The organism is Paenibacillus camerounensis (assembly GCF_000723885.1).
In the GTDB taxonomy this organism is placed as follows: domain Bacteria; phylum Bacillota; class Bacilli; order Paenibacillales; family Paenibacillaceae; genus Paenibacillus_AQ; species Paenibacillus_AQ camerounensis.
Map to the genome: position 1 here is coordinate 1 of NZ_CCDG010000026.1, position 25,534 is coordinate 25,534.

A 25,534-nucleotide genomic window follows, 5' to 3' on the forward strand; every position below is an offset into this window, starting at 1 on the left:
CATTTTTGCCCTTCATTTCGCCAATTCGCTCGCATGCGCTGAAATCAAGGGCATTTTTGCCCTTCATTCCGCCATTTCGCTCACCTGCGCTCAACTCAAGGGCATTTTTGCCCTTCATTCCGCCTTTTCGCTCGCATGCGCTGAAATCAAGGGCATTTTTGCCTCTCATTTCACCATTTCGCTCACCTGCGCTCAAATCAAGGGCATTTTTGCCCTTCATTCCGCCATTTCGCTCACCTGCGCTCAAATCAAGGGCATTTTTGCCTCTCATTTCACCATTTCGCTCGCGTACGCTCAAATCAGAGGCATTTTCGCCTCTAAGAGTGGCCTCAGGCGGAACTCAGCGCATTTTATTGGGAGTTTTCCCTTTGATGGCGGACCTTGACCGTAGGCTTGCTCATTTAGTGGGAGTTTTCCCTTTGATAGCTGGCCCCGACCAGGAGGCCGACTACCACGGATCTAATGGATCGCCCTCCTCTTTAGCGACTCCGACCGCACGCATGTAGTGGAATTTCCCCAACCGGCGTGCACTTAATGGACTTCCTCCCTGTAATCGCGAGCTTAAGCCCGCATCAGATACAGATATTTATCGCGCTTCAGTTTCTTTTTCAGCCTATTTAGCATTGTTCCCCCTATCTATCCATTGTGTAGACGGTCAAAAGCCGCTCCAAGGATGATTCCTTAGATGAAACTTTTTTCATGTAAGCCCTTTCAAACCTAATGAATGCGTTTCTCTTGAAACCTCCTCCGTTTTTAAACCGTAACTTTTACAAACAGGTTCCAAAGCAGAATTATTGGGCAAACTGAAATATCACACCTGAGTAGAAGGAGCATTTAACGGGTATTAGTCCAGTAAATCGAAGCTGCTAATTACCACACACAGACCCGTATAGGAGAGAGAGGAGAAATCATTAGTGGAGCATTACCGCAAAAGTGTGACCGACAGTTTACAAGAGCTGCAGAGTTCAGCAAAAGGGCTTACGTCTGCGGAGGTACAAAGGCGCCTGGAGAAGGACGGCTACAATGAAATCAAAGGCCGGGACAGAGACCCGCTCTGGAAGCTTTTTCTGGAAAATTTCAAAGACCCGATGGTGGTCGTGCTGCTGATTGCAGCGGCCATCCAGATTTTCATGGGACATGTTATGGAATCACTCATTATATTCCTCGTGCTGATCCTTAATGCTGTAATCAGTGTAGTTCAAACCCGTAAAGCAGAAAGCTCGCTGGCTGCCCTGCAGCAGATGTCTGCACCGGAGGCCAAAGTTCAGCGGGACGGGGCATTGCTCTCAATTCCTGCCCGTGAGCTGGTCAGAGGGGATATCGTTATTCTGGAAGCCGGGGATTTCGTCCCTGCCGACGGACGTATCATTGAATCAGGGAGCCTGAAGATCAACGAAGGCATGCTGACCGGGGAATCTGAGGCTGTTGAAAAGCATACCGATATCATTGACCAGGAGGCCCCGCTCGGCGACCGCCGCAATATGGCCTTCAGCGGTTCCCTGGTGGTCTACGGACGCGGTGTTTTTCTCGTAACGGGAACTGCCCTGACTACTGAAATCGGTAAAATCGCCGAACTGCTCGAAAGCGCCGAAGCCAAGCAGACGCCGCTGCAGCGCAAGCTTGAATCCTTCAGCAAACAGCTCGGTATCGCCATTCTGATCCTGTCGGTTATTATCTTCGGTATTCAGGCAGGCCGTGTATGGCTGTCGGATACAAATGTGGATACTACTGAAGCCATCTTCAATGCCCTGATGTTCGCTGTCGCTGTAGCGGTAGCGGCGATTCCTGAAGCCCTCTCCTCTATTGTGACAATCGTATTGTCCGTTGGAACGAACAAAATGGCCAAGCAAAACGCAATTATCCGTAAGCTGCCTGCTGTTGAAGCACTCGGCTCGGCCGGTGTCATCTGTACGGATAAAACAGGTACCCTCACCCAGAATAAAATGACCGTTGTCGATTATTATCTGCCTGAGGGCCAGAAGGACCAGTTCAAGCTTGAGCATCATGAATGGTCTCCCGAAGCCCGGAGGCTGCTGCATATTGCCGTGCTCTGTAATGACTCCAATATTAATGAAGAAGGCAAGGAGCTGGGCGACCCGACAGAGGTTGCGCTTATCGCCTTCAGTAACAGCCTTGATAAGAATTACCAGGAGATCCGCGATAACTTCCCCCGGGAGGCAGAGCTACCGTTCGACTCCGAACGTAAGCTGATGAGTACGCTGCATACGTTTGGCGGACAAAAGAAAATGATTACCAAAGGCGGACCGGATGTGCTCTTCAGCTTATGTTCGCATGTGCTGATTGATGAAATCGAAGTGCCTTTTACAGAAGAGCTGCGTGAACGGTTCATTAAAATCAATGAGGATTTCTCCAGCAGGGCGCTGCGTGTTCTGGCGTATGCCTACAAAACTGTATCGAATTCCGCTACGCAAATTACGCTTGAGGATGAGAATAATCTGGTGCTGGTAGGCTTAACCGCAATGATTGACCCTCCGCGTGAAGCCGTATACAGTGCTATCGCTGAATCGAAAAACGCCGGCATCCGTACAATCATGATTACCGGTGACCACAAAACCACCGCTCAGGCAATCGGACGCGACATCGGTCTGATGAGTGATACGGATATTGCTATCACCGGCCAGGAACTGGATGCCATGTCTGATGCAGAGCTCGACAACAAGCTGGAGCAGATTGGCGTATACGCCCGTGTCTCCCCGGAGAACAAGATCCGGATTGTCCGCGCATGGCAGCGTAAAGGTAAAGTCACAGCCATGACCGGTGACGGTGTGAACGACGCACCAGCCCTGAAGCAGGCCGATATCGGCGTGGCGATGGGCAGCGGAACCGATGTAGCCAAGGATGCAGCTGCGATGATTCTGACCGATGATAACTTCGTCTCGATTGTTAACGCAGTCTCCGTAGGACGGACGGTGTTCGATAATATTAAAAAAGCGATTGCCTATCTGTTCTCGGGCAACCTCGGTGCGATTATCGCCATCCTGTTCGCCCTGATCTTTGACTGGATCAACCCGTTCACAGCCATTCAGCTGCTGTTCATCAACCTGGCTAATGACTCCTTGCCTGCCATTGCGCTCGGTATGGAAAAAGCTGAGCCGAATGTGATGAGCAGAAAACCGAGAGAGCTTAATGAAGGCATCTTCTCCGGCGGCCTGATGCAGGCAATCATTACGCGCGGTGTGCTTATCGGAGCAGCGGTAATTGTCTCCTTGTATCTTGGTCTTCAGCATTCCGATGACATGGGTGTAGCGATGGCGTTCACTACACTGATTCTGTCCCGTACGCTTCAGACCTTTGCCGCCCGCTCCAACACTCAGACTTCGGTTGAAGCCGGCTTTTTCAGCAACAAATATGTCATCGGTGCCGTGCTCGTCTGCTTTGCCTTCTACGGTATTGCAGTACTGCCGGGTATCAGACAAATCTTCTCCATCCCGGATACGTTCGGTATGTCCCACTGGCTGACAGCAACAGGTCTGGCACTGGGTGCCGTTATCCTGATGGAGCTGACCAAGCTGGTCCGCAGAGCGTTTGGCTCCAAAACAGCCGAAAGTGCCCGGGCATAGTTAAACGGAAACTTTAGAGCAGCGCTGTTCCCGTATGCGGGGCAGCGCTGTTTTTTGCGGGTGCCTGTGATAAAGTTACATTTATAATCTTATTCATATATGGACACCTAAGGAGGCAACCTAGAGCAATGGACATGTCCGCAGGCACGTACGGCTTCCGGTTCGCCGAAGATAAAGAGCTCAAGCTGTGCGTGCTCTACGCCGCCGGCTGTGATTCCATCTCCACGCCGGATTACCGCTGGGACGGACTGGAGCGGACTGACGGCCCGCTTCTGCTGTTCCAGTATACGCTCTCCGGAGAGGGCGTATTTGAGTCCAAGAACCGGACTTACCGGGTCACTGCCGGACAGGCTTTTCTGGCGGAGATTCCCGGACCCCACCGTTATTATTATGACCCGGAGGCTTCGGAGCCGTGGGAGTTCATGTTCCTGCTGTTCCGCCCCGACCTGATACTGCCCCACTGGCGCAAATTTCTGCGCGAAGCCGGGGAAGTCCCTCATCTGCCCGCCGACAGCGCGCCAATCCGGCTGCTAAAGCTGATTGTCGCCGATGCCGCGGCAGGCCGGATCTCCGACCCGCTGATCGCCTCCTCCTCCATCTACCAGTTCATGACAGAGCTGGCCAGGATGCAGGTGACCAGCCTGCGGGACAAGGATAACTGGTCGGATAACGTGCGGCGGGCGGCGGAATATATAGAGCAGCATTATGCGCAGATGATTAGCATCGATCAGCTGTCTGAGCATGTGGCGCTGTCTAAATACCATCTGATCCGCCGTTTCTCAGCCAGTACCGGGCTGACGCCGGTCGCTTATCTGACCCGGGTCCGCACCGAGAAGGCGATGGAGCTGCTCCGGGGAACAAGCCTCAGCATTGAAGCGATCGCCGGAAAGATCGGCTATTCCAGCGGAAGCTATTTCATCAAAGCCTTCCGCGGACTGACCGGGCTGACGCCTGGTGAATTCCGCAGCGGCGGCGAGAGCCTCACCTACCGCAGACTGTTCTTTGACTGACCGCAATATAGTGCTATAGAGCTTGCAAGATTACTATAGATATTGCAATTCTCCTACCTTATGATGTTCTTAACAAAGAGCAATAATCCATCAGTAAAGGAGATTTACAATGACACATAAGCTTGCAGCACCTACTCCACCGCTCGGCTGGAACAGCTGGGACTGTTACGGCGCAGCCGTAACGGAAGCCGAAATCCGCGGCAATGCGGAATATATGGCAGAGCATCTTAAAGACTACGGCTGGAACTACATCACCGTTGATATTCAGTGGTACGAGCCTTACGCCAACTCCTCCCAATACCGGCCGTTCGTTCCGCTGGTCATGGATGAATATTCACGGCTGATGCCTGCCGAGAACCGCTTCCCTTCGGCAGCTGGCGGTCAGGGCTTCAAGCCGCTTGCTGATTACGTACACAGCCTCGGGCTGAAGTTCGGCATTCATATTATGCGCGGCATTCCGCGGCAGGCTGCCCATGCCGGTACGGCATTGCTTGGTACAACGGCAACAGCACGCGAGATCGCCCATACCAACTCCATCTGCCCATGGAACACGGATATGTATGGAGTAGACGCCTCGAAGGAAGGCGCACAGGAATATTACGATTCCCTCTTTGAGCTGTATGCACAGTGGGGCGTCGATCTGGTCAAGGTGGATGACATCGCTGCTTCCAGGCTGTATGATACCCACCAGCCGGAGATTGCCCTGATCTCCAAGGCCATCGAGCGCAGCGGCCGGCCGATGGTGCTGAGCCTGTCACCGGGCCCGGCCCCGGTGGAATACGCCGACTTCTTCGTAGAGCACGCCAACATGTGGCGGGTCACGGATGACTTCTGGGGTCTGTGGCCGCTGCTGCTGGACATGTTCGACCGCTGCCGCAAGTGGCAGGGCGTACCCGGGGGCGGCAGCTGGCCGGACTGCGATATGCTGCCGCTCGGCCATATCGGCATCCGTTCGGTGGACGGCGGCGGCGCAGACCGCTGGACCCGGTTCACGCGTGACGAGCAGCTGACAATGATGTCGCTCTGGAGCATTTTCCGCTCGCCGCTCATCTTCGGCGGCGAGCTGCGCGACAATGACGAGTGGACACTGTCATTGCTGACCAACCGCGAAATGCTGCGCATCCAGCAGGAGAGCCACGGCGCCAGAGAAGCCCTCTGCAAGGGCGAGCTCATCGTGTGGACTGCCGAGCATAATGACGGCACCCGTTATGCTGCGGTGTTCAACACCGGTGAAACCCCGCTGCAGGTGGAGCTGGCTCTTAAAGAGATCGGCCTCAGTGCAGCAGCCGGTACGGAGCTGTGGAGCGGTGAAGCGGCTGAGCTTGCCGCGGGTACACTCCAGACAACCGTACCGCCGCATGGCGTGAGATTGTACAGCTTCGTGTAAATAATAAGGGGTATCCAGACAGCCGTTAGCGGCGGCCGGGATACCCCTTTTTTTGACCCAAAAGTTAGATTACATGAATGACCAGCTGTGCCGGATACATTCCCTCCGAATAAGCTGACAACACGATGCGACCCTTCTCTCCGGTCAGCCGGATAGCCGTGCTGAGACAGCCATGATACAGGTGCATCCAATTGCGGTTGTACGGCTCGCTTGAGCTGAGGTCGCCATTGTCCACCGCAATGATCTCAGCCGGGCCTTGAACCTCAAAGGTCACCTTCGAACTGTCCCGGAACACAGGCACGCCTTCGGCATCTATTGCCCGGACAGTGAGCAGCTTTTGCGATACCTCCTCCGCTTTCAGACGCACAGTCTCCTGATCAAACACCAGCCTGACCGCCGGCCCTGCCGTCTTCAGTACATATTGGCTCACTTCTTCGCCGCCGATATACCCCTTTACTGTAATCGTACCGGGCTGATAAGGCAGATAGCCGGTAATCATCCGGCCCGGGTAAGCGGACGGCTTGCCCACATGAAAGCTTTTACCGTTCAATTCAAGAGTAACCTCTTCGCAGTTCGTAGCAATCATATATGGAATCACGGTCTTGTTGAACTGCGGGAAGTTCCAGTGGCCGGCATACCGCGGCGTATCCCAGTGCTCCTTCACCCCCTCATCCTGCAGGGAATAATCCATGACGGCCAGATAGGCCATCGGCTTATCCGACCAGTAGCTTTCATAGAGATAAGACAGCGGCTTGCGCTCATTATTCGTATAGAATAGCGAGCCCGCCCAGCCTTTGGCCGGATACCCCATAGACTCCCCAAGGTAGTCAATTCCGGTCCACAGCATCCCGCCGATCACATAATCGTGCTGCTCCACATCCATCCACGGAATATCTGCCGTGAAATTCTGCATCTGCTCGCGGTGGCCGCGGAAAAACTGGTAAGTCTCTGTCCCCAGAATCAGCTTATCCGGCAAAGCTTCATGAATCTCGGGATACCATTGCTCCTGGTAATTGCAGCAGACCACATCGACGATTTCCCCGATCCGGCGGATCCGCTCCACCCGTTCGGCCACATCATAAATTTCCGTATCATCCGCTTCGTCCACAAACTGCTGGATATCCTCTATCAGCGACACATCGACATTGCTCTCAACCTTAAAATGCGGGTTCATCGCATACGACACCGGCCGCGTATCATCCAGCGTCAGCAGATGCCCTCTAAGCATACTAAGAATCTTCAGCATGGAGGCCTGACCCTGATGCTCCACCTCATTGCCGACACCCCACATAAAGATGCACGGATGATTCCGGTCGCGCTTCACCATACCTTCCAAATCACGCTGCCACTCTGTCTCGAAGTAACGTCCATAAGCCCCGCCGGTCCATTTGTCAAAAGGCTCCTCGTACACCAGCAGGCCCAGCTCATCACACAGGCCCAGTAACTCTGTCATAAAAATATGGTGGGAGGTGCGGATCGCATTACAGCCGATTTTTTTGAAGGCAATCAGCCGGTCTCTCCAGATCTCCGCCGTTACAGCCGTTCCGAGACAGCCTGCATCCTGGTGGATACACAGCCCCTTGACCTTGGTGAGCTGCCCGTTGATGTACATCCCCTTGTGCGGAACCATCTTAATTTCTCTGATACCAACGTTCAAACCGTAATGGTCAACAGCTTCATCCCCCTGCAAAAGCGACAGCTCCAGACGGTACAAATGCGGCTGCTCCGGACTCCACAGCCTCGCTGATGGAACCTCAAAGCGGATAACACCCTGATCATCAGACTCTTCCGTGTAGGAGGTCTCTGCGTCTGTATCAGTAAGAATGGCTTTTACGAGGGCTGTGGTGCCGGTTTTTACAGTGACAATGCCTGTACTATCCTCAATATTCGTTGTTACCTGAACTTCATAAGGCACCAGATGATTCTGCGGCAGCTCGAGCAGCGTTACATCACGGTAAATGCCTGCACCTGAATACCATCTGTCCGCCGGGAACACGGTGTTATCTGCCTTAACCAGAATCCGGTTATCGCCTTCATGGATCAGATCCGTAATATCCAGTTCAAAGCTGGTATAGCCGTATTTATGGCCGCCTGCTTCTTTGCCGTTGACCCACACTGTACTATTTTCATAGATTCCGCCAAAATGCAGCTTGTACACATAGCCTTCCTTCATTCCGCTGATTGTCAGCTGCTTTCTGTACCAGCCTGTTCCCCAGCGGTCCCTGAAGCCCTGAGCCTCCGCCTGCTTCATCTGCGTATTCACCGGCGCGGTGATCGCCCAGTCATGCGGCAGCTTTACGGGTGCGAAATTTCCGTCCTCTGGCTGCTGCAGGGTGAATTCCCAGCCGTCCATGATTTTGGTTTCAAGCCTGCTCATAGTGTTATCCCATCCTTTATCTATATTTGTAAGCGCTACGCAAACTTTGTTATATTTATATTGTAGTGATGTTGTTCCCTGCGGACAATCTAAGGATATTCATAACAACATTAAAATATTAAGGTCGTGATCCTATGTACAGGCGGCTTCTTCCCCTCATCACGGAATCAGACAAGGAGCTTCCCTACTACCTTGTGGATGCGGGCGTTCACTGGGAGCAGGAGCATATTGTCCGTCCGGACGGCTACTTGTATCAATGGATTCAATGCGTGGAAGGCGAAGGCGAGCTGATCACCGGCGGCAGAACCTTCCGGGTAAAAGAAGGCACCGCGATGCTGCTGCTCAAGGGGACTCCCCATGAATATTATGCGGTCAGCCCGTCCTGGCGGGTGAACTGGATTGTGTTCGACGGCCATCAGGTGGAGAGCTTTCTGAAGCGGACGGCGGGGATTACCGCTCCGGGAGTTTACTATATTTCGAAGCCTGAGGTTTTTACGGCCAGAATCCAGAGCATTATGGAGATTCAGCAGTCGGAATATGCCCTGCGGAGCCTGGAATGGTCCGCACAAATCTATACCCTGCTCATTGAAGTGGTCCAATATGCCTCTGTCCACCCGCACAACAGTCCCTCAAGCCTCAATCTGAAGCTGAAGCCGCTGTTCGACTATATCGGGCAGAATGCCCACAAACCGCTGACGCTGGAGGAGCTGGCCGGAGTGGCCGGCATTACGCCGCAGCACCTGTGCACCGTGTTCAAGAAGACGACGAACATCCGGATTGTCCAGTACATCCATTCGGTGCGGATCAAGAACAGCAAGGAGCTGCTGCTGCGCAGTCCCAATATGCCGGTAAAAGAGGTTGCCCTCCTGTCCGGGTTCGAGGACCCCAACTATTTCTGCACCGTGTTCAAAAAACACGAGCAGCTTAGTCCGAATCAGTTCAGAAAGCTGTATTACTGAGCTCGTTCGGGGGCGGTCGATGCCGGGCGGATGCAGCTGAGGATGAACGTATTGCAGCCGCAAACGCGGATGCGCCTGCGGCTGCTGTAACGTTGCGATACTGTTGCCATGCTATTACGATGCTGTTGCCATGCTATTGCAATACTGTTGCCATGCTATTGCGATACTGTTGCCATGCTATTACGATGCTGTTGCCATGCTATTGCGATACTGTTACCATGCTATCACGATGCTGTTGGGATGCTACTGCAATGCAGCTGCAGTAGCATTTACCGCGGCGTCAACGGCCTCCCCCCAGGTCCCCTGCTCTTGGCTGCCGGCAGCGCCGTCCAGCGCAAGCTTCAGGCTGCCGCCGCTGGCTGCAATTTCGCCGATCCGGCTCCACGGCTGGCCCATATTGTCCCGCAGCAGGCCGGGGCGGAAATCCTTCATGGACACTTCAACCGGCTTCCGCTGGATTTCAATATGCCCGTTGCCTGAGTGCAAGTCCGTACCGCTGTCTTTCGCCCAGAAGGCGGCGTAACCCAGCATGCTGCTGCTGGCCTGCCCGTATGAAACATCCGGCTTGACCGTGGCGTAGGCCCAGTTATCCCATTGCCGGCCGACCTTATAGCCCCGGGAAAAGCCTTCCTCGTCCATTATCGGCAGCGGTACAGATGAATCGCCGTCTACATAGACCAGCCGGGTCTGAAAATCGTACTCCGCATAATGCGTCTCCGTATACACACCATGGTTAGTCCAGCCCAGTACAGGATAGGTAATCCGCTTGTAGACTGCCGCCATATCCCTCAGGGTAGCCGTCAGGCTGCTGTTCTCACCGGTAAGATACTTACCGTAGGCCGGTGTTGCGAAGGAAATGATAAAAAATGAAACGGCCCACAGCAGCAGGAAGGTCCCGGCAGGCCAGAACTTTCCGCTAAACGGAGTCCCCGCCTTCTCCGGCGGAGCCACAATCCCTATACCGCAGGTGCTGTCTGTGCAGCCGCCCTCGCGTTTGCGTCTGGCTGCCACCTTCCCGTAAATACGGGCGGCAATGCCATGAAACGGCGGCAGGCCAAGCAGCAGACCGGCCGGATAAGCCCAGCCCATCGACCGCAGAACCGCAGCGTAGGTGTCCACACCTTTATGCAGCCTGGTTCCGTTCTCCACCGCATATATATCATGGAGCAGGTCGGCCTCGGGGATGTCAGCCAGCAGCTTTTCCTCAGCCGCAAAATCCTGCAGCGCTTTCCACTCAATCGCCTTGCGGAAATCCAGTGCCGAGAGGATGCCGACGGTCTGGCGGCACAGCGGGCAGAGCCGGTCATAATAGACGGCCAGCTGTTTGTGCTTCGCCGCGATCCACCGGTCATACAGCTTACGGTAGGCACTCTCCGGAATGATTGCCAGATGAATCGTAATTACCAGCAGGCTCATTACCGGAATCGGGAAGACTACCAGCACTCCGGCATGCAGGAGTATTCCGGCAAGACTCATCCACACCCGGAGCGGCTTGAACCACACAAGGAAAATATACAGACCTTCATAGAGCAGCAGAGAATAACCGAGGATACGCACCAGCCACTCATGATTGATCAGCCAGGAGACATCATAATAAGTGGCAAATGGAAGAGACGCCGGAGCCCATAAGCCCAGTCCCGACAGATACATATCGGAGGAAAGCTTGTAGAGCATCGAATCGAGATAAAACAGTCCGATCAGCAGAATCAGAAACGCGGTATGGACGAACCGTACCTGCGGACGCGGCAGCTTGCGCACACGGACTCTGGCCTGGCGGCGGCGTTCCATTAGACTTTCTATTGACACGCACACTGACACAGGCATGAACATTAGCAGGAATGCTCCTGTCAGAAACAGCGAGTCCACCTGCCAGTTATTCGCTTCATTCACCACAACAAAGCCCAGCAGATACACGCTGATTGCATAATTGACAATGGCAGCCGGACGGGTCAGATATCCGATTAACAGCAGCACCAGCGCTATTATCCATAACACAAACAATGCGGTCAGGAAGGCCGGTATGGTCGCAGCTAGGCTGTCTTTTTGAAAAATCAGATCTCTGAGCGTCATCATCTGCAGCAATTCAAGTATCATTACAAGTGAGAAACCGATCCGGAACACCGCCAGCGGAAAGGCCTGCTCCTTCCGGTCATACAGCCTCTCTTTAATCCTCTTCAACATCGCATAACCCCCTTGCGCCTGTCTTGGTGTTCAATCAATCATCATTAATCATTAACCGATTACCCGCAGGGCAAACAATAGGATGATGCCGCCGTTTCAGCTAAAAATTAGATACCGGGATTACGATTAATATGTGATATATTACATGTTAATCAGATTATCAGCGTCTCGGCGGACAATACAAGCTGCCGGACAACGGCGCCATTCCAGAAAGGTGACATTATGAACGAGACTACAACCGGTAAGATTAAGGACGATAACTACAGAATATTGACCCTGCTAAGCCGCTTTTTAAATAACAGGCCTGACTACATCAGCCGGGAAGAGATTGCGGAGATTACCGGGCTTGGCGTATCTGCGGAGTATGCCTTCGGTGTTCTTTTCGCGGCTGCACTGGGTCTGGATATTGTGGATAATGCGGAGGATACAGACTTGTACAACCGCTATTTCAGCAAAATGCTGCACAGGCTCGATGTCCGGGAGTACTACGATAACCCGTATTTCAAGAACATTCAGATACCCGCGGCCACGATTGGCGGCAGTGAGCTAAAAATGGAGCTGTACAAGCCTTATGAGGCTTTTGTCTGCAATGACATCATCACTGCCTCAGCAGGACGGATGATCCCGCAGATCGGCTTCTTTGAGACGGAATTCCGCTATCCGGCAGTGCTGGAGAATAACCGGATCTGGATGACGATTACCCCGAATGAAATCGAGACAATGAAGGAGGCTGTCGCCGGGGCGTCCGGCAATGTGCTGACCTACGGGCTGGGGATGGGCTACTATGCCTATATGGCTTCGGAAAAAGCTGAGGTTCGCAGCGTTACAATCGTGGACAGCAATGAGGATGTGATCCGGCTGTTCCGCACACATATCCTGCCCCAGTTCGGCAATAAGCACAAGATCACAGTCATTCAGGCCGATGCCTTTGAATATGCGGAGCAGCAGATGCCTGGCGGGCAATATGATTTTGTCTTTACCGATCTTTGGCATGATGTCTCGGACGGCATGGACATGTATCTGCGGATGAAGGAATATGAGCCATTAAGCCCGAACACACAGTTCATGTATTGGATTGAACAATCTATTTTGTGTTACCTGTAATCCCCCCTTTGCATGTAAAAAGCGCTGTGAACAGGCAACACCGGCTCACAGCGCTTTTATCGTTATCCCTTTACCAGTCTTGCACGGATCTTGTTGGAGAAGAACTCAATAATGAGGATAAATACAACCAGCCCGATCAGAATCGAGCCGACCTGATCCCACTTGTAGCTCCGCATGGCGAAGATCAGCGGAGCCCCAATGCCTCCGGCGCTAACCAGTCCCAGTATCGAAGCCTCCCGCATGTTCATATCGAAGCGGTAGATCATAACGGAGAGGAACGTCGAGAGAAGCTGGGGCACAATGCCGAACCTGATCTTCTCAAAGGTGCTGCAGCCCACCGAGGTCATCGACTCCAGAACCCGCTTGTCCAGCTCCTCAATCGCATCTACATAGAGCTTAGCCAGCATCCCTATGGAGGTTATGCCCACCGTCAGCACTCCGGCAAAGGCACCCGGACCGGTTACCCGGATCAGCATCAAGCCGTAGACAAGCGCCGGTACGGTACGGATGACGATCAGCACCAGTCTCGTAAGCCAGGATACCGGCTTCGGTACGATGTTGGAGGCAGCAAGGAAGGCAAGCGGTACCGCAAGCACTGCGCCTACTACTGTTCCAAGAAAGGCTATAGCCACTGTCTCAAGCAGCAGATACAGCACACTTTGCTTCGATACATTGAACAGCAGCTCTGTATCCGGATGAGTAAGCCCGTATATAATATTTTTGGCAATCTTAAGACTGTTCTGCTCAATCTGGTTGAAATTCACTGCCGTGAGCGACCAGATGAACAGCGCACCGACAATGACCGCAATGGTGCCCAGATATAATGAACGGCGGGGAGCGGCTCCCAGCTGCTTTTCAATGGTATTCATGAATGTAAACGTCTCCCTTAAATAAGCTTCTTGCGGAAATGCTCGCTGACTCTTTCAATCAGATATACCGTTATAATCAGAACGAATATAATCATGCCGACTGCAGGATAATCCCGCCAGCCCAGCCCCTCATTAATCAGCAGGCCGATGCCTCCCGCCCCGACATAGCCGAGAATTGCCGCATAACGCACATTACCTTCAAAGCAGTACAGTGAGGTTGAGATATAACCCGGAAGCACCTGCGGCATAACCGCGAAACGAAAAGCCTCAATTCTGGTCATTCCAAGCGACTCCATCGCTTCAAAGGGACCCATATCCACATTCTCGATCTGCTCGTACAGCAGCTTGCCGACATAGGAAATCGTAAACAGCGTTATTGCCACTGTTCCGGCCATCGGTCCGAGGCCAAATACGAAGGTGGCTATCAGCGCGGATACGAGCGTCGGCAGGGTGCGGAGCAGGCTGAGCACCGCTTTGCTGAGCACAATGAGCAGCTTGGACTGGACAATATTAGCGGAAGCTGCAACAGCAACCGGAAGTGCCACTACGGCCCCGATAATGGAGCCGAGCAGGGACATCTTGATCGTATCCAGCAGCGGGGACCAGATCCGGGACAGGCTCTGCCAGTCCGGCGGAATCATGGCAATGATGATTGTAAAAAATTCATGAATCCGTGTAACCAGCAGCCGGAGGCTGAAGCCCGTGAACTGTGCAGAGGCTATCGTGCAGATAACCAGCAGCAGGACGACAAGCGGCGTGCGCGACCGTTTCTGCAGCACTATTTTACCGCTGGGAAGCTCGATTTTGCGCGGAGGAAAAAGTTTATCATACATAGGCCGGCTGCTCCTCCATGGCTGCTTTTTCCGCATCCCATTTCCCGCCGTAAATCTCCTGCAGAATGTCCTGGGTTACCCCGCCGGTTGCCCCGTCGAACACAACCTCGCCCTTGCGGATTCCGATAATGCGGTCCGCATATTCAAGCGCGATCTCGACATGGTGGATATTCATAATGACAGAGATGTTCATCTCCTGGTTGATCTTCTTGAAGTCGTCCATCACGATCCGTGCAGTAACAGGATCAAGGGAAGCAATCGGCTCGTCCGCCAGAATGATATCGGGATTCTGGGCCAGCGTCCGCGCCAGGGCTACCCGCTGCTGCTGGCCTCCCGACAGCTGGTCCACCCGGACAAAGGCCTTGTCCAGAATGCCGACCTTGTCGAGCGCCTCCAGCGCCAGAACCTTGTGCTCCTTGCGGAAGATTCCCGTCAGCTTTCTCCACCAGGGCAGCCCCGGCACAAAGGATACCAGCACATTATTGATTACGCTAGTGCGTGTTACCAGATTAAAGGACTGAAAAATCATCCCGATTCTGCGCCGGAATCTGCGGATATGCCGTCCTCTGAGCTTGGACACGTCTACCTCGTCGACCAGCAGCTGGCCGCCGGAAATATCATGTATACGGTTAATGCAACGGATCAATGTCGATTTGCCGGCACCGGAGAGGCCGATTACGGCAACGAATTCACCTTGCCCGATTGTCAAATTGATATTGCTGAGAGCAGTGGTACCGTTATTGTAGGTTTTATTCACATCGATAAACTGAATCATGAGGGCATCCAATCCTTTTGCACATATTTTATAAAGTGGAAAAAATGAGAGCATCATGAAATCATGATGCTCTCATTTCAGGTTTCACGTGTATGGACTTGCTGTTTATTTCATGCTGCGGATCAGTTCCTGCGCCTGGCGTTCACCGTCATAATCGGAAGATTGGGCTACTTTGTAGCCTTCGTGCGAATAGATGGCAATAACTTCTTTACCTTCTGGCGTTTCGGAAATCTCCATGAAGGATTCCTGCAGCGCCTTCTTCAGCTCGTCCGTCATGATCGGGGAATTTTTGCTTACGCTGACTGTGTCATTGTAGATTGGCTGCGTTACACCAATTACGTTCGTCTGATCCCAGATCGGGCCTGTACCGCCGTACTCGCTTGTCCATTTCTCTTCGTTATCGCGGCGTGCGTCTGCGAAGGCAACCACGATATCAGCCTGTCCTGCGGCAAGACGTGCAAACGAGCTTCCGTAGGAATCCGACTGGGTTACTTTGGCCAGATCGGTCAATCCCTTCTGATATTTCTCCTGCAGCCACAGTGTCGGGTAGATGTAGCCTGCGGAAGAAGAAGTGGACATTACTGCCCAGGTTGCGCTGTTCAGATCTTCCCATGTCAGCTCTTCGCCGTTGTTTACTTTAGCTGCAAGCTCCTGGCCTTTAGCGGAAGGTCCGGCAATAAGCAGGGAACGGTAATAGGAAGCCTGTTTGTCGTCAAGTCCGGTAGTCGGCTTATTGTCATTCCAGTCCTTCGGATTCTCGGAGTCATTGGAAAGTGCCTTGCGTGTTGATGTCAGCAGAACCTCAGCCCCGTCATCATACAGTACATACGTACCGCCTGGAATCAGCCCGACATCGGTCGTTCCGGCACTGAGTGCTTCGCCTACTGCTTCGTATGTAGTACCGACATCAATTTGTACATCGCCTACGGTGAAGCCCTTGGTGCCCAGCTGGGTTTTCAGCAGCTCCTTTAACGGCTCAGTGGCTGTAATGATCTGATCCGGGTCCTTCGACGGTACAAAGCTGACCTTGAGCACATCAATTGCGGTGCTTGTCTCCTGTTGTGCTGTCGCTGCCGGTGTTGCATTATTTGCAGCTGCATTCGCAGCTCCGTTGCTGCCTGTGTTGTTGTTGCCGCAACCTGCCAATAGCCCGATTGCAAGTACTCCTGTGAACAAATGCTGGATTCTTTTTTTCACTTAAAGACCCTCCACTTTTTTGTCTTTTACAAGACTGGAATTTTACTGGTGCTTAATCACTATATAATTCATTTGTTAACTATCTGGCGTGAATTTGTAATCACTATGATAAAACTTCCAGAGTCTGTTGATTCGCCAAATAGTGTGATAGAATAAGCAAAGTTTTCTAGATTAGCCTGCAAAGGAGAGACAACATGCCCACTCAGCACTATGAAATTGTGTTGTTAGAAACCAGCGATCTGCATGGATTTATCCTGCCAGCCAGCTATGCTACGCGGAAAGAGGCCGGATACGGACTGGCCCGGATTGCCGGTATAATCAAGGATATCCGGCGCTCCGCACCAGATACAATACTAATTGATAACGGCGATTGTCTGCAGGGCACCCCGCTGACCTATTATCATGCCAAAGTAAATCCCTCATTGCCGAATCCGGTCATCGCCTGCCTGAATGAGCTGGGCTACGATGCGGCTGTCCCCGGCAATCACGAGTTCAATTACGGCCAGAAGTATCTGCGGAGCGCAGCAGATGCTTCGAACTTTCCGTGGCTGTCGGCCAATATTGTGGATTCATCCACGGGAGAACCTGCCTTCGGGAAGCCTTATATCATGCGGGAGCTGGAGAACGGTCTGCGCATTGGCATTCTGGGGCTGACCACCTCTTATATACCTGTCTGGGAACAGCCGGACCATATTACCGGGCTGCAGTTCGAAGATCCGGTAGCGGCAGCGCAGAAATGGATTCCTGTTATCAGAGCAGAGGAGCAGGCAGATATAGTAGTCGTATCCTATCATGGGGGGCTAGAGCGGGATCCTGAAACCGGACAGGCAACCGAGCCTTTGACCGGGGAGAATACAGGTTATGCCCTCTGTGAACAGGTACAGGGTATAGATGTACTGTTCACGGGCCACCAGCACCGGGTTCTAACGGCTTGCATTAACGGGGTACATGTGATTCAGCCCGGGAACGAGGGCCGGTACTTGGGTAAGGTGACATTGCATGTGGAGAAGAATCCCGAAGGCTGGAGCATGACCGGCTGCCGGTCTGAGCTGATCGCTTCTGCGGATTATGAGCCTGACCCGGCCATTCTGCAGCTTGTCCATGAAATGGAGGAGCTGACACAGACCTGGCTTGATCAGCCCTTCGGCTTCCTTGACGGCGACATGACGGTGCATTCCCATGCCCGGGCGCGTCTTCAGGAGCACCCGTTAATTGAATTTATCCACCACGTGCAGATGGATGCCTCCGGAGCAGGCATCTCGGCTGCCGCCCTGTTCGATAACGTGTCGCCGGGCTTTGGGGAATGCATCACCATGCGCGAGATCGTGGCTAATTACATCTACCCCAATACGTTAAAAGTGCTGCGTGTGTCGGGAAGTGATATTAAAGCGGCACTGGAGCAATCAGCAGAATACTTCGAAATCAATGCTGAGGGGCAGATTGCCGTGAATCCGTCGTTCCTCATGCCCAAGCCCCAGCATTTCAATTATGACATGTGGGAAGGCATAGACTATATTCTGGACATTTCGCAGCCTGCCGGACAGCGTGTTGCCCGGCTTGAGCAGAACGGACAGCCGCTCATAGCTGACGCCGAATATGATGTGGTTATGAATAATTACCGGGCGGCTGGCGGCGGAAACTTCGCCATGTTCCAGAATAAGCCGGTCGTGAAGGACATCCCGACAGATATGGTCGAGCTGATCGCGGATTATCTGGGGAGACAGGGGCGTATTACCGCGTCGGTTAATCTTAACTGGAGTGTAGTGAACGGTATGAACAGGAACGGGAGCTCCTGATTATTGCCTGACCAGCCCAAAAAAGCGTTCAACCCGTTGTAAGGGTTGAACGCTTTTAACGTGTAATGCTTATTTTTCAAGGAAACCGGTAGATGGATTGGTGATGAAGAAGCCCTCCTGCGGCACGTAGAAGTATTGAATCCATACCCCGTCCAGCAGCGGCTCACGTGTATCCAGCAGCACCTCGATATCCTTGTCGGTTGCTACAAGCTCATCATGCTCAGTCGGTGTATCCAGGGTCACATCATAGTGGCCGTGATCCCCGTGATTCTGGGTAATCACTACGCGGATCTTCTTGCCTTCCGCTTCCGGTGTGTTCAGCATATCCTTCAAGACTTTGGCGGCGTTACGGTTAATTTTACATTTCATCCTCTGGCGACCTCTATTCTTCATATTTTGCAGTAAGAAATCCATTATAACATATTATAAGGTACTATATATAATTAAGTGTGACCGCTTATACAATGACCAGTACTCCACCTGCATCCAGATATATAAATCCATGTGTTTATTTACTTCGGCACAGGTTATTTATAATGTAGCATTTCCTCTAGTGTTTCAAATTAACATGATTTCCGGCAGCCTGTTTAAGGCAAATCTGAGGCTCCGGCTGATTCCTTTCTAGAAAGGTAATACTGCTAGGCATATACCAACTATACAGATCCGGGAGGGACTGGAATGATCTCTAATGAACAAGCCATCAGCTGCGCCGATCTTACGACCTGCATTCATCTGGAAAGCCTGCATCATGTTCCGTACGGCAACTGGTCCTATCCATATGATAAAGATACCTTTCATTTACGCATCCGGACCAAAAAGCAGAATGTAGAACGTATCTATGCGCTGACAGGCGATAAATATGACTGGGAAACCTATCATCACGAATATGAAATGCGCAAAGTAGGCACCGACCGGCTGTTTGATTACTGGCAGACAACGGTGAAGCCGGATCACCGCCGGTTCTCCTATGCTTTCCGCCTTCTTGCCGGCGGTGAGACGGTTTGGATGACGGAGAACGGGATAATGGCAGAAGAGCCCGAAGCTCCGGGCGGTTTTTTTGACTGGCCTTATATCCATGAAATTGATATTTTCCAAGCACCGGAATGGGCAAAATCAGCCGTATTTTATCAGATTATGCCTGAGCGGTTTGCCAATGGAGATCCCGGAAATGATCCGGAAGACGTGATGCCGTGGGGGGATAAGCCTGCTACAGACAATTTTTTCGGCGGGGATCTGCAGGGGATAATCGATCATCTTGATTACCTGGAGGACTTGGGCATTACGGCCATTTATCTGACACCTATATTTGAGGCACCTACCAATCATAAGTATGACACCACTGATTATATGAAGATTGACCCGCATTTCGGTGATACGGAGCTGTTAAAGAAGATGGTTGACGAGGCCCATGCCAAAGGAATCCGGGTCGTTCTTGATGCCGTGTTTAACCATATCGGCTCCAATTCTTCACAGTTCAGGGATGTTACCCTGCACGGGGAAAAGTCCAAATATGCGGACTGGTTTCATATTAATGAATTTCCGGTTCAGGTCAAAGATGGTAGACCCACCTATGACGCCTTCGGGTTCTTCGCCGAGATGCCCAAGCTGAATACTGCCAATCCGGAAACCCGTGAATATCTGCTTAATATCGCCGAATACTGGCTCAAGGAGCTCGGGATGGACGGCTGGCGGCTGGACGTCGCCAATGAAATCGACCATCAGTTCTGGAAGGAATTCCGCAGCCGTATTAAGGCTGCTAATCCGGATGCCTATATTATCGGGGAGAACTGGAACGACTCCCTGCGCTGGCTGCACGGCGACCAGTTCGATTCCGTCATGAATTATCCGCTGTCCAAACGGCTGATTGAATTTCTGCAAAGCGATGATATGGATGCGCAGACCTTCTCACAATATATCAGCGCCCTTCTGATGCGGTATCCGCAGCAGGCCAATGAAGTATTATTCAATCTGATGGCCAGCCATGATACCCCGCGGGTGCTTACCCAGCTGGGCGGCGATAAAAGAAAGCTCAAGCTGGCGATTGCCTTTCTGCTTACTTTTACCGGAACACCTTGTATTTATTACGGGGATGAAATTGGCCTTGAAGGCGAGGATGATCCGGATTGCCGGAAATGCATGATTTGGGAGAAGGAGCGTCAGGACCGCGATCTGCATCAAAGCTACAAACAGCTGATTAAGCTCCGCAAGGACCATCCGGTTCTCCGTACAGGGGAGTTCGGCTTCCTTAAGAGCAACCAGCAGGAACGTGCCCTAATCTATGAACGTTATAATGACCAAGAGCATTGTACGGTCTGGATGAATCCGTCCGCAGAACCGGCTACTCTGGTGCAGGCCCTTAAGGGCAAATGGAAGGATGCCTTTACCGGAGAAGCCGCCGCTGCTGACAATGGCGGGATCAGGCTTACGCTTGAGCCCTTCAGCTTCAGAATTCTGTTCAAAGACTAAGCTCCTGGATATGGGCAGCCAGTCTATCAGCCGCTTTAAGATGAGTAACCGGGGACGGGTGAGAGTCCGAACCATAACCGTCCTCCGCCAGCTGCACTTCAAACTTCATCGCAGATATATTGCTGTCCCCGGTTTCAGCAGAGTATCGGCTAACCGCCTGCTCCACATAAGGATACAGTCTGTCGCCCATGATTCCCAGCGTACACAGTATCTTCGAATCGGGATTACAGCGCCGGACTGTTGTTAGAAATCCGGCATATTCACGGGCGTACTCGGCTTGCCGGCCGGGATCATCTTTAGTATAGGAATCATCATTAGTACCCAGATTAATAACAATCAGGTCGGGGACAAGCCGATTGAAATCCCAGAGCAGCTCCTGGGGCAGAAGCGTATCAGCAAATTTGCCCTCGGATTTCCCTACCTTCTCATAGTAATCCGGAAGCAGATGTGTAAGCAGCTTCTGATCATTCTCCGTATAGCCTGTGATGATGCCATATCCGCTGAAGGATACCATGCTGTAGTCTGCCTGAAGCTTCCGGGCGGTCTGATAGGCATAAGCCTTGGTAACATCTTCAGTAGCTGTGGAAAAAGCCTGCGTGCCGGCTTCATCATCCACGCCATAGCCGCAGGTAATGGAATCGCCGATGAATTCAATTTTATGTATAGCGGCCGGTGAGGGCTTAATGCCTTCCACAGCATCCACTGTAATGGCTTGAATTCCTGCAGTTGACATTGCCGCCTCGGACAGCTTAATGATGGTTACTGTAACCTCCTGCTCGGTATCGCTTTCAAATACAGTGTACGTTATCTCCGGCTGATTAAGCTGATCATCAATTACCCGCACGCCGTTAACACAGACCGCAATCCGGGCCAGGTTATTGCCGGTTAGGGCAATAGCATCGCCGAGCAGCGTAATTTCCGCTTTCCGCCCATAAAAGCTGAACTCAACGCCGCTGCCGGAGAGAGCCAGCCACCGCACATCCTTATAATAATGAGTCCTTCCGATGATTTTCACATTATCCTCTGTTGCCTGATAAACCTGAATGGCTTCTGTCATATTTACAACTACCTTCCTTCTCAGCTTCTCTGTACCAGTAGTAATGTACTCCTAAAACTGATTTTTTGGCAATAGCTATGGACAACCGCAAATTCCCGTACCGGTCTGCACCGGCACGGGAATTTCCAGATGTAGCTTATCTGTAGGGGAATACCATCTTTTCAGCATTGCCGACTTCAAAGGCCACTGCTTCGTCATACCCGAGGCCTTTGGACTTCGTAATCATCTCTTCCCTGAGCTTGTTGTAATCTGCCTCGTTCTTGGCAAAGATCATTTTCCAGGAATATTCCTTGATGATCTTGCCGATTCCGTCAATCTTCTGCTGCAGCTGGGCAGGTACGGTAACCGGGGTTTCTGTTGTAAAGAACGGCTTCGAGACTTCAATCATGTTATTCTTAACAAAATACTCCTTCGCCGTCATCACTCCTGTAGCTTCACGCCAGCTCTGCGTAACCGGGTCAGGATCATGGTTAAGCGTCGACGGCCAGAGGTTGTAATCATACGTCTCCCCGGTATCCGGGTTAATGTTAGTCAGCTTCAGCGTTGTATTGTTAATCTGATTCGTCCCGTCCTTGAACGTGCCTCCGCCAAATTCAGCAGGTACCGGCTCAGCATTGGCAGGCAGCGCCTTCCAGCCGAAATCGGTTACAAAGGGCTTGCCGCTCTCATCGATATCCCACGCCAGGCCCTTGGGTCCGTAATTGGATTCCATTACGCCTTCAGGAGAATACAGCCAGCCCAGGAATTCCATAATACGGCCGGGGTCCTTCGCCTTCGCGCCGATTGCCCATACCCGGTTACCGCCGTACGGACTCTGCCCGTAAGAAGTAACCTTCTCCTCCGCAAAAGGAACAAGCGCAAAGCCTTTGCCTTCAGCGGTGTGTTCTGGCGTATTATACACGTTATCAACCCAAGGGAAATGGGAGAACAGCACCTGCCCATCCTTGATCTTGTTGGATACATCCGAGAATTTTTGCGTTAAGGAGTCGGGATCAAGCAACCCCATCTGATTCGCATCATAGTAGAATTTTAGCGCCTGCAGATAGTATCCGTCTTCATCCAGGACACCCTGCCATTCATCTTTATTCTGGTGGGTCAGAATCAGTCCGGCCGGGTTCAGGCCATCCCCTTCATTGTAACCGTGGAACTGGGCGATGACCTTAGCCAGTGTTACATAAGTGCCGTCCCAATCGGACCATAATGAGAGCCCGTAAGTCGGGCGGCCGTTCTCGCTGACCGGCTCCAGCTCCTGCATCTGCTTCAGGAGCGGCAGGTAATCATTCAGCGTCTTAATTTGCGGGCTGCCCAGCTTCTGGTACAGATCCCAGCGCAGATTCGGACCGTAGGTCATTGTTGCACCTTCGGACGGCCCTTCCCCTGTGCCCACATCAAAGCCCACTCCGTATACTGCAGTCCCGCCGCCGAACTGCTCTTTATTCGCATTGATGGCTTCCGGGGCATTGTCCTGCAGGCTCTGGCCGTATTTATTCAGCAGATCATCCTTGGTGAAATCCAGCAGCAGGCCTGCTTTGATCGCGTCCTGATAATCCTTGCCGTTGCTGCCGAACACAACCAGGTCACCCAGATCGCCGGAGGCCATCATGGTTGCAATTTTTTGCTGTCCGCCTGCCAGGTTGGAAGCGATGATATTAAGCTTGATGTTGAATTTGTCCTTCACCATCTTGGCGAACCATCCAGGCTGCTCCCCGGCATAGTTAGCCAGCATTGAGAACACATCAACCGTAATTTCTTCTCTATCCTCTGATCCTGAATTATCGTTGTTACCAGAAGTGTTTGGAGCAGTTGTAGCGCTGCTTGCTGAATTCCCTCCATTATTGCCGCTGCTGCACGCCGATGTAAACACTAGCATGGTACACATTGCAGCGGTTAGCGCGGTATACGCCCATCTCTTTTTCATATTGATTATTCCTCCCCTGTTATGCTGTGCGGTTTGTTTCTTCCTGCCATAAACAGACGTTCAGTAGAAGAGCTTCACCTCCCTCAAGAATACACATGCCGCCGGTTTAGCCTTTAACAGCACCGATCATAATGCCTTTGACAAAGAACCGCTGAAAGAACGGATATACCAGCAGAATCGGCAGGACAACTACCATCGATACAGTGGTTCGGATGGAGGTAGGTGTCGCCATGTTGGCCAGATCCAGATCCATCGAGCCGGAAGACTGCTTCATCAGCTGGGCAATAGAGGTCGCCTCATTCATGTAGCGGTAGAGGATGAACTGGAGCGTAAACAGCTTTTGATCCGTTACAAGAAACAATGTATCCGTAAAGCTGTTCCACTGGGTAACCGACGAGAAGATTGCTATAGTCGCCAGAATCGGCGTAATCAGCGGGAAGATGATGCTGGTGAACACTTTGAAGTAACCTGCCCCGTCAATCTGTGCGGATTCCTGCAGGGCAATCGGTGTAGATTCCACAAAGGTTTTGACCAGAATGATAAAGAACGGCTGGACGATAAACGGCAATATATATGCGGCAAAATTGTTGGTCAGGCCGAGATTCAGCATCGTCAGATACCAGGGAATCAGGCCGGCGTTAAAGTACATCGTAATAACGAGAAAGCGGTACCAGAATTTGCGGCCCCACATCTGCTTAGTGAACAGGTAGCCCAGAAAAGCGGAAGCGGCCACTGTCAGAATTGTCCCGATCACCGTACGCCCTGCCGACATCAGCGCCGCCTGTCCCAGACCGGGGATTTTGAAGACATCCAGATAGTTAGTGAAGTGGAGGTCCTTCGGATAGAACATCACCAGCCCTCTGCTGCTAAGGTCATTGTTGCTGATTGTATTGATGAACAGATAATAAAACGGGAATACGCAGATCAGCGTGATAACCGCGAACACGGCGTAATTAATGAAATGAAACAGTGTAAATTTCTCTTTGGCAGGCATGATGTCGCTTCTCCCCTTTGTCCCTATGTCGGATTAAAAAATGCTGTCCCCGCGGATGACTTTGGACATTGTATTGGCTATGAACAGCAGGAACAGGCTGACCAGTGACTTCAGCATACTGACTGCCGTAGCGAAGCCGAAGTTGGAATTTGTCATCCCGATGTTGTACACATACAGGTCCAGCACCTCAATATGATTCGTATTCATCGCATTCTGGAACACATAGAACTGTTCCATGCCGTTGTTGATGAAGTTACCGATCGAGAGCAGCAGCAGGACGAAAAAGGTCGGCATAATGCCCGGAACGGTGACATGCCACATCAGCCGGAAGCGGCCGGCTCCGTCCACTCTGGCCGCCTCATAAATCTCCTGGTCTATCCCTGTAATCGCTGCGATATACATAATGGCGCCCCAGCCCAGCCCTTTCCATACACTCCATAGCGTCATTGCCATCCAGGTATGATCATCGGAGGCGAGAAGGTTCAGCGGCCGGTCGATCCAGCCCAGGTCCAGCAGCAGATTGTTCAGAAACCCGTTATCGACCGAGAACAGCATGAAGGCAAAGGAATAGACAAGCACCCAGCTGATAAAGTTCGGCAGCGTTGTAAGGGTTTGTACGATTTTCTTGAACCGTGTGCTTCTCAGCTCGACCAGAAAGACGGCGAAGATTACCGGCAAAACGGAAGTAGCAATATTCAGCGAGCTTATCGCAAAGGTGTTGCGCAGCACTCTCAGCACTTCCTGGCGCTGAACCTCATTGGACACCATGGAGGTAAACCAGTCTAAGCCCATGAATTCGGATGCAGAGAGCGGGATGCCCGGCCGGTAATCATAGAAGGCGTAAATCCAGCCGTAGAGCGGCAGGTAAGAGAACAGAAAAGCCAGAATCAGAAAGGGCAGCGCCATCAGGAACAGGTGGTACTTGTCATTGTTTTGGAACCGTTTCGGGGGTCTTGCCGCCGCCGGTTTGCTTGCAGTATGGATGTCCATAGTTCTCCTCCGCTGTTGAAATGATAATTGAAAACGTCAG

General features: G+C 52.1%; 19 protein-coding genes. 8 read left to right on the plus strand and 11 right to left on the minus strand.

Going from position 1 to position 25,534, the window contains the following annotated elements; genetic code table 11:
• The 4 genes from BN3772_RS31030 to BN3772_RS11150 form a co-directional block, all read left to right on the plus strand.
• The coding region (locus BN3772_RS31030) for a hypothetical protein (RefSeq protein WP_209443640.1) at window positions 1-385 on the plus strand (385 nt) is incomplete at its 5' end.
• Window positions 386-914: 529 nt separating this feature from the next.
• Window positions 915-3,581 carry a cation-translocating P-type ATPase gene (locus BN3772_RS11140; RefSeq protein WP_042199456.1) on the plus strand — a complete coding sequence of 889 codons (2,667 nt, stop codon included), beginning with the start codon at window positions 915-917 and terminating at the stop codon, window positions 3,579-3,581.
• Window positions 3,582-3,709: 128 nt separating this feature from the next.
• Window positions 3,710-4,591, plus strand: a complete 882-nt coding sequence (locus BN3772_RS11145; RefSeq protein ID WP_042199457.1) for an AraC family transcriptional regulator — start codon at window positions 3,710-3,712, stop codon at window positions 4,589-4,591.
• A 109-nt stretch (window positions 4,592-4,700) separates the two neighbouring features.
• On the plus strand, window positions 4,701-5,978 hold the full coding sequence (locus BN3772_RS11150; protein ID WP_042199459.1) for a glycoside hydrolase family 27 protein: 1,278 nt from the start codon (window positions 4,701-4,703) through the stop codon (window positions 5,976-5,978).
• A 64-nt stretch (window positions 5,979-6,042) separates the two neighbouring features.
• Here BN3772_RS11150 and BN3772_RS11155 read toward each other — a convergent pair whose 3' ends face one another.
• Complete coding sequence (locus tag BN3772_RS11155) at window positions 6,043-8,454, minus strand: glycoside hydrolase family 2 TIM barrel-domain containing protein (RefSeq protein WP_341872568.1); 2,412 nt, start codon at window positions 8,452-8,454, stop codon at window positions 6,043-6,045.
• 35 nt (window positions 8,455-8,489) lie between these two features.
• Here BN3772_RS11155 and BN3772_RS11160 point away from each other — a divergent pair, with 35 nt between their 5' ends.
• On the plus strand, window positions 8,490-9,314 hold the full coding sequence (locus tag BN3772_RS11160; protein WP_042199462.1) for an AraC family transcriptional regulator: 825 nt from the start codon (window positions 8,490-8,492) through the stop codon (window positions 9,312-9,314).
• 243 nt (window positions 9,315-9,557) lie between these two features.
• On the opposite strand, the gene BN3772_RS11165 is transcribed toward BN3772_RS11160, so the two are convergent.
• The gene (locus BN3772_RS11165) at window positions 9,558-11,495 is read right to left on the minus strand and encodes a DCC1-like thiol-disulfide oxidoreductase family protein (RefSeq protein WP_052380458.1); all 1,938 of its coding nucleotides are present in this window, start codon (window positions 11,493-11,495) and stop codon (window positions 9,558-9,560) included.
• Window positions 11,496-11,717: 222 nt separating this feature from the next.
• On the opposite strand from BN3772_RS11165, the gene BN3772_RS11170 reads away from it, so the two are divergent.
• Window positions 11,718-12,599 (plus strand): hypothetical protein, encoded by an 882-nt coding sequence (locus BN3772_RS11170; protein ID WP_042199463.1) that lies wholly within the window; start codon window positions 11,718-11,720, stop codon window positions 12,597-12,599.
• 62 nt (window positions 12,600-12,661) lie between these two features.
• On the opposite strand, the gene phnE (BN3772_RS11175) is transcribed toward BN3772_RS11170, so the two are convergent.
• The 4 genes from phnE (BN3772_RS11175) to BN3772_RS11190 form a co-directional block, all read right to left on the minus strand.
• Entirely contained in the window at window positions 12,662-13,468 is an 807-nt protein-coding gene (phnE, locus tag BN3772_RS11175; protein WP_042199465.1) for a phosphonate ABC transporter, permease protein PhnE, read from the minus strand.
• 17 nt (window positions 13,469-13,485) lie between these two features.
• Window positions 13,486-14,301 (minus strand): phosphonate ABC transporter, permease protein PhnE, encoded by an 816-nt coding sequence (gene phnE, locus BN3772_RS11180; RefSeq protein WP_042199466.1) that lies wholly within the window; start codon window positions 14,299-14,301, stop codon window positions 13,486-13,488.
• Window positions 14,294-15,076, minus strand: a complete 783-nt coding sequence (gene phnC / locus BN3772_RS11185; protein WP_042199467.1) for a phosphonate ABC transporter ATP-binding protein — start codon at window positions 15,074-15,076, stop codon at window positions 14,294-14,296. The genes phnE (BN3772_RS11180) and phnC overlap by 8 nt, the downstream gene beginning before the upstream one ends.
• A gap of 105 nt (window positions 15,077-15,181) precedes the next feature.
• A complete protein-coding gene (locus BN3772_RS11190) occupies window positions 15,182-16,273 on the minus strand; it encodes a phosphate/phosphite/phosphonate ABC transporter substrate-binding protein (RefSeq protein WP_042199469.1) in 1,092 nt (363 codons plus the stop codon).
• Between the two features lie 194 nt (window positions 16,274-16,467).
• Between BN3772_RS11190 and BN3772_RS11195 the strand changes: the two genes are divergently transcribed.
• Window positions 16,468-18,069 (plus strand): bifunctional metallophosphatase/5'-nucleotidase, encoded by a 1,602-nt coding sequence (locus tag BN3772_RS11195; RefSeq protein ID WP_042199471.1) that lies wholly within the window; start codon window positions 16,468-16,470, stop codon window positions 18,067-18,069.
• A 69-nt stretch (window positions 18,070-18,138) separates the two neighbouring features.
• On the opposite strand, the gene BN3772_RS11200 is transcribed toward BN3772_RS11195, so the two are convergent.
• A complete protein-coding gene (locus BN3772_RS11200) occupies window positions 18,139-18,438 on the minus strand; it encodes a heme biosynthesis protein HemY (protein WP_042174258.1) in 300 nt (99 codons plus the stop codon).
• Window positions 18,439-18,747: 309 nt separating this feature from the next.
• Here BN3772_RS11200 and BN3772_RS11205 point away from each other — a divergent pair, with 309 nt between their 5' ends.
• Window positions 18,748-20,535, plus strand: coding sequence for an alpha-glycosidase (locus BN3772_RS11205; protein WP_086074518.1), 1,788 nt, complete (start codon window positions 18,748-18,750; stop codon window positions 20,533-20,535).
• Here BN3772_RS11205 and BN3772_RS11210 read toward each other — a convergent pair.
• The 4 genes from BN3772_RS11210 to BN3772_RS11225 form a co-directional block, all read right to left on the minus strand.
• The gene (locus tag BN3772_RS11210; RefSeq protein ID WP_042199472.1) at window positions 20,525-21,592 is read right to left on the minus strand and encodes an SGNH/GDSL hydrolase family protein; all 1,068 of its coding nucleotides are present in this window, start codon (window positions 21,590-21,592) and stop codon (window positions 20,525-20,527) included. The two genes, BN3772_RS11205 and BN3772_RS11210, sit on opposite strands and share 11 nt — an antisense overlap.
• Window positions 21,593-21,728: 136 nt before the next feature.
• Window positions 21,729-23,510, minus strand: coding sequence for an extracellular solute-binding protein (locus BN3772_RS11215; protein WP_042199474.1), 1,782 nt, complete (start codon window positions 23,508-23,510; stop codon window positions 21,729-21,731).
• A 106-nt stretch (window positions 23,511-23,616) separates the two neighbouring features.
• Complete coding sequence (locus tag BN3772_RS11220) at window positions 23,617-24,504, minus strand: carbohydrate ABC transporter permease (RefSeq protein ID WP_042199476.1); 888 nt, start codon at window positions 24,502-24,504, stop codon at window positions 23,617-23,619.
• A gap of 33 nt (window positions 24,505-24,537) precedes the next feature.
• Complete coding sequence (locus BN3772_RS11225) at window positions 24,538-25,494, minus strand: ABC transporter permease (RefSeq protein ID WP_042199477.1); 957 nt, start codon at window positions 25,492-25,494, stop codon at window positions 24,538-24,540.
• Between the last annotated feature and the right edge of the window lie 40 nt (window positions 25,495-25,534).

Bases quoted from the DNA above. Each gene is read 5' to 3' on its own strand.
- BN3772_RS11145 (WP_042199457.1), top strand. From the start codon at position 3,710: ATGGACATGTCCGCAGGCACGTACGGCTTCCGGTTCGCCGAAGATAAA.
- BN3772_RS11150 (WP_042199459.1), top strand. From the start codon at position 4,701: ATGACACATAAGCTTGCAGCACCTACTCCACCGCTCGGCTGGAACAGC.
- BN3772_RS11160 (WP_042199462.1), top strand. From the start codon at position 8,490: ATGTACAGGCGGCTTCTTCCCCTCATCACGGAATCAGACAAGGAGCTT.
- BN3772_RS11165 (WP_052380458.1), bottom strand. From the start codon at position 11,495: ATGTTGAAGAGGATTAAAGAGAGGCTGTATGACCGGAAGGAGCAGGCC.
- BN3772_RS11170 (WP_042199463.1), top strand. From the start codon at position 11,718: ATGAACGAGACTACAACCGGTAAGATTAAGGACGATAACTACAGAATA.
- phnE (WP_042199465.1), bottom strand. From the start codon at position 13,468: ATGAATACCATTGAAAAGCAGCTGGGAGCCGCTCCCCGCCGTTCATTA.
- phnE (WP_042199466.1), bottom strand. From the start codon at position 14,301: ATGTATGATAAACTTTTTCCTCCGCGCAAAATCGAGCTTCCCAGCGGT.
- phnC (WP_042199467.1), bottom strand. From the start codon at position 15,076: ATGATTCAGTTTATCGATGTGAATAAAACCTACAATAACGGTACCACT.
- BN3772_RS11195 (WP_042199471.1), top strand. From the start codon at position 16,468: ATGCCCACTCAGCACTATGAAATTGTGTTGTTAGAAACCAGCGATCTG.
- BN3772_RS11200 (WP_042174258.1), bottom strand. From the start codon at position 18,438: ATGAAATGTAAAATTAACCGTAACGCCGCCAAAGTCTTGAAGGATATG.
- BN3772_RS11205 (WP_086074518.1), top strand. From the start codon at position 18,748: ATGATCTCTAATGAACAAGCCATCAGCTGCGCCGATCTTACGACCTGC.
- BN3772_RS11210 (WP_042199472.1), bottom strand. From the start codon at position 21,592: ATGACAGAAGCCATTCAGGTTTATCAGGCAACAGAGGATAATGTGAAA.
- BN3772_RS11215 (WP_042199474.1), bottom strand. From the start codon at position 23,510: ATGAAAAAGAGATGGGCGTATACCGCGCTAACCGCTGCAATGTGTACC.
- BN3772_RS11220 (WP_042199476.1), bottom strand. From the start codon at position 24,504: ATGCCTGCCAAAGAGAAATTTACACTGTTTCATTTCATTAATTACGCC.
- BN3772_RS11225 (WP_042199477.1), bottom strand. From the start codon at position 25,494: ATGGACATCCATACTGCAAGCAAACCGGCGGCGGCAAGACCCCCGAAA.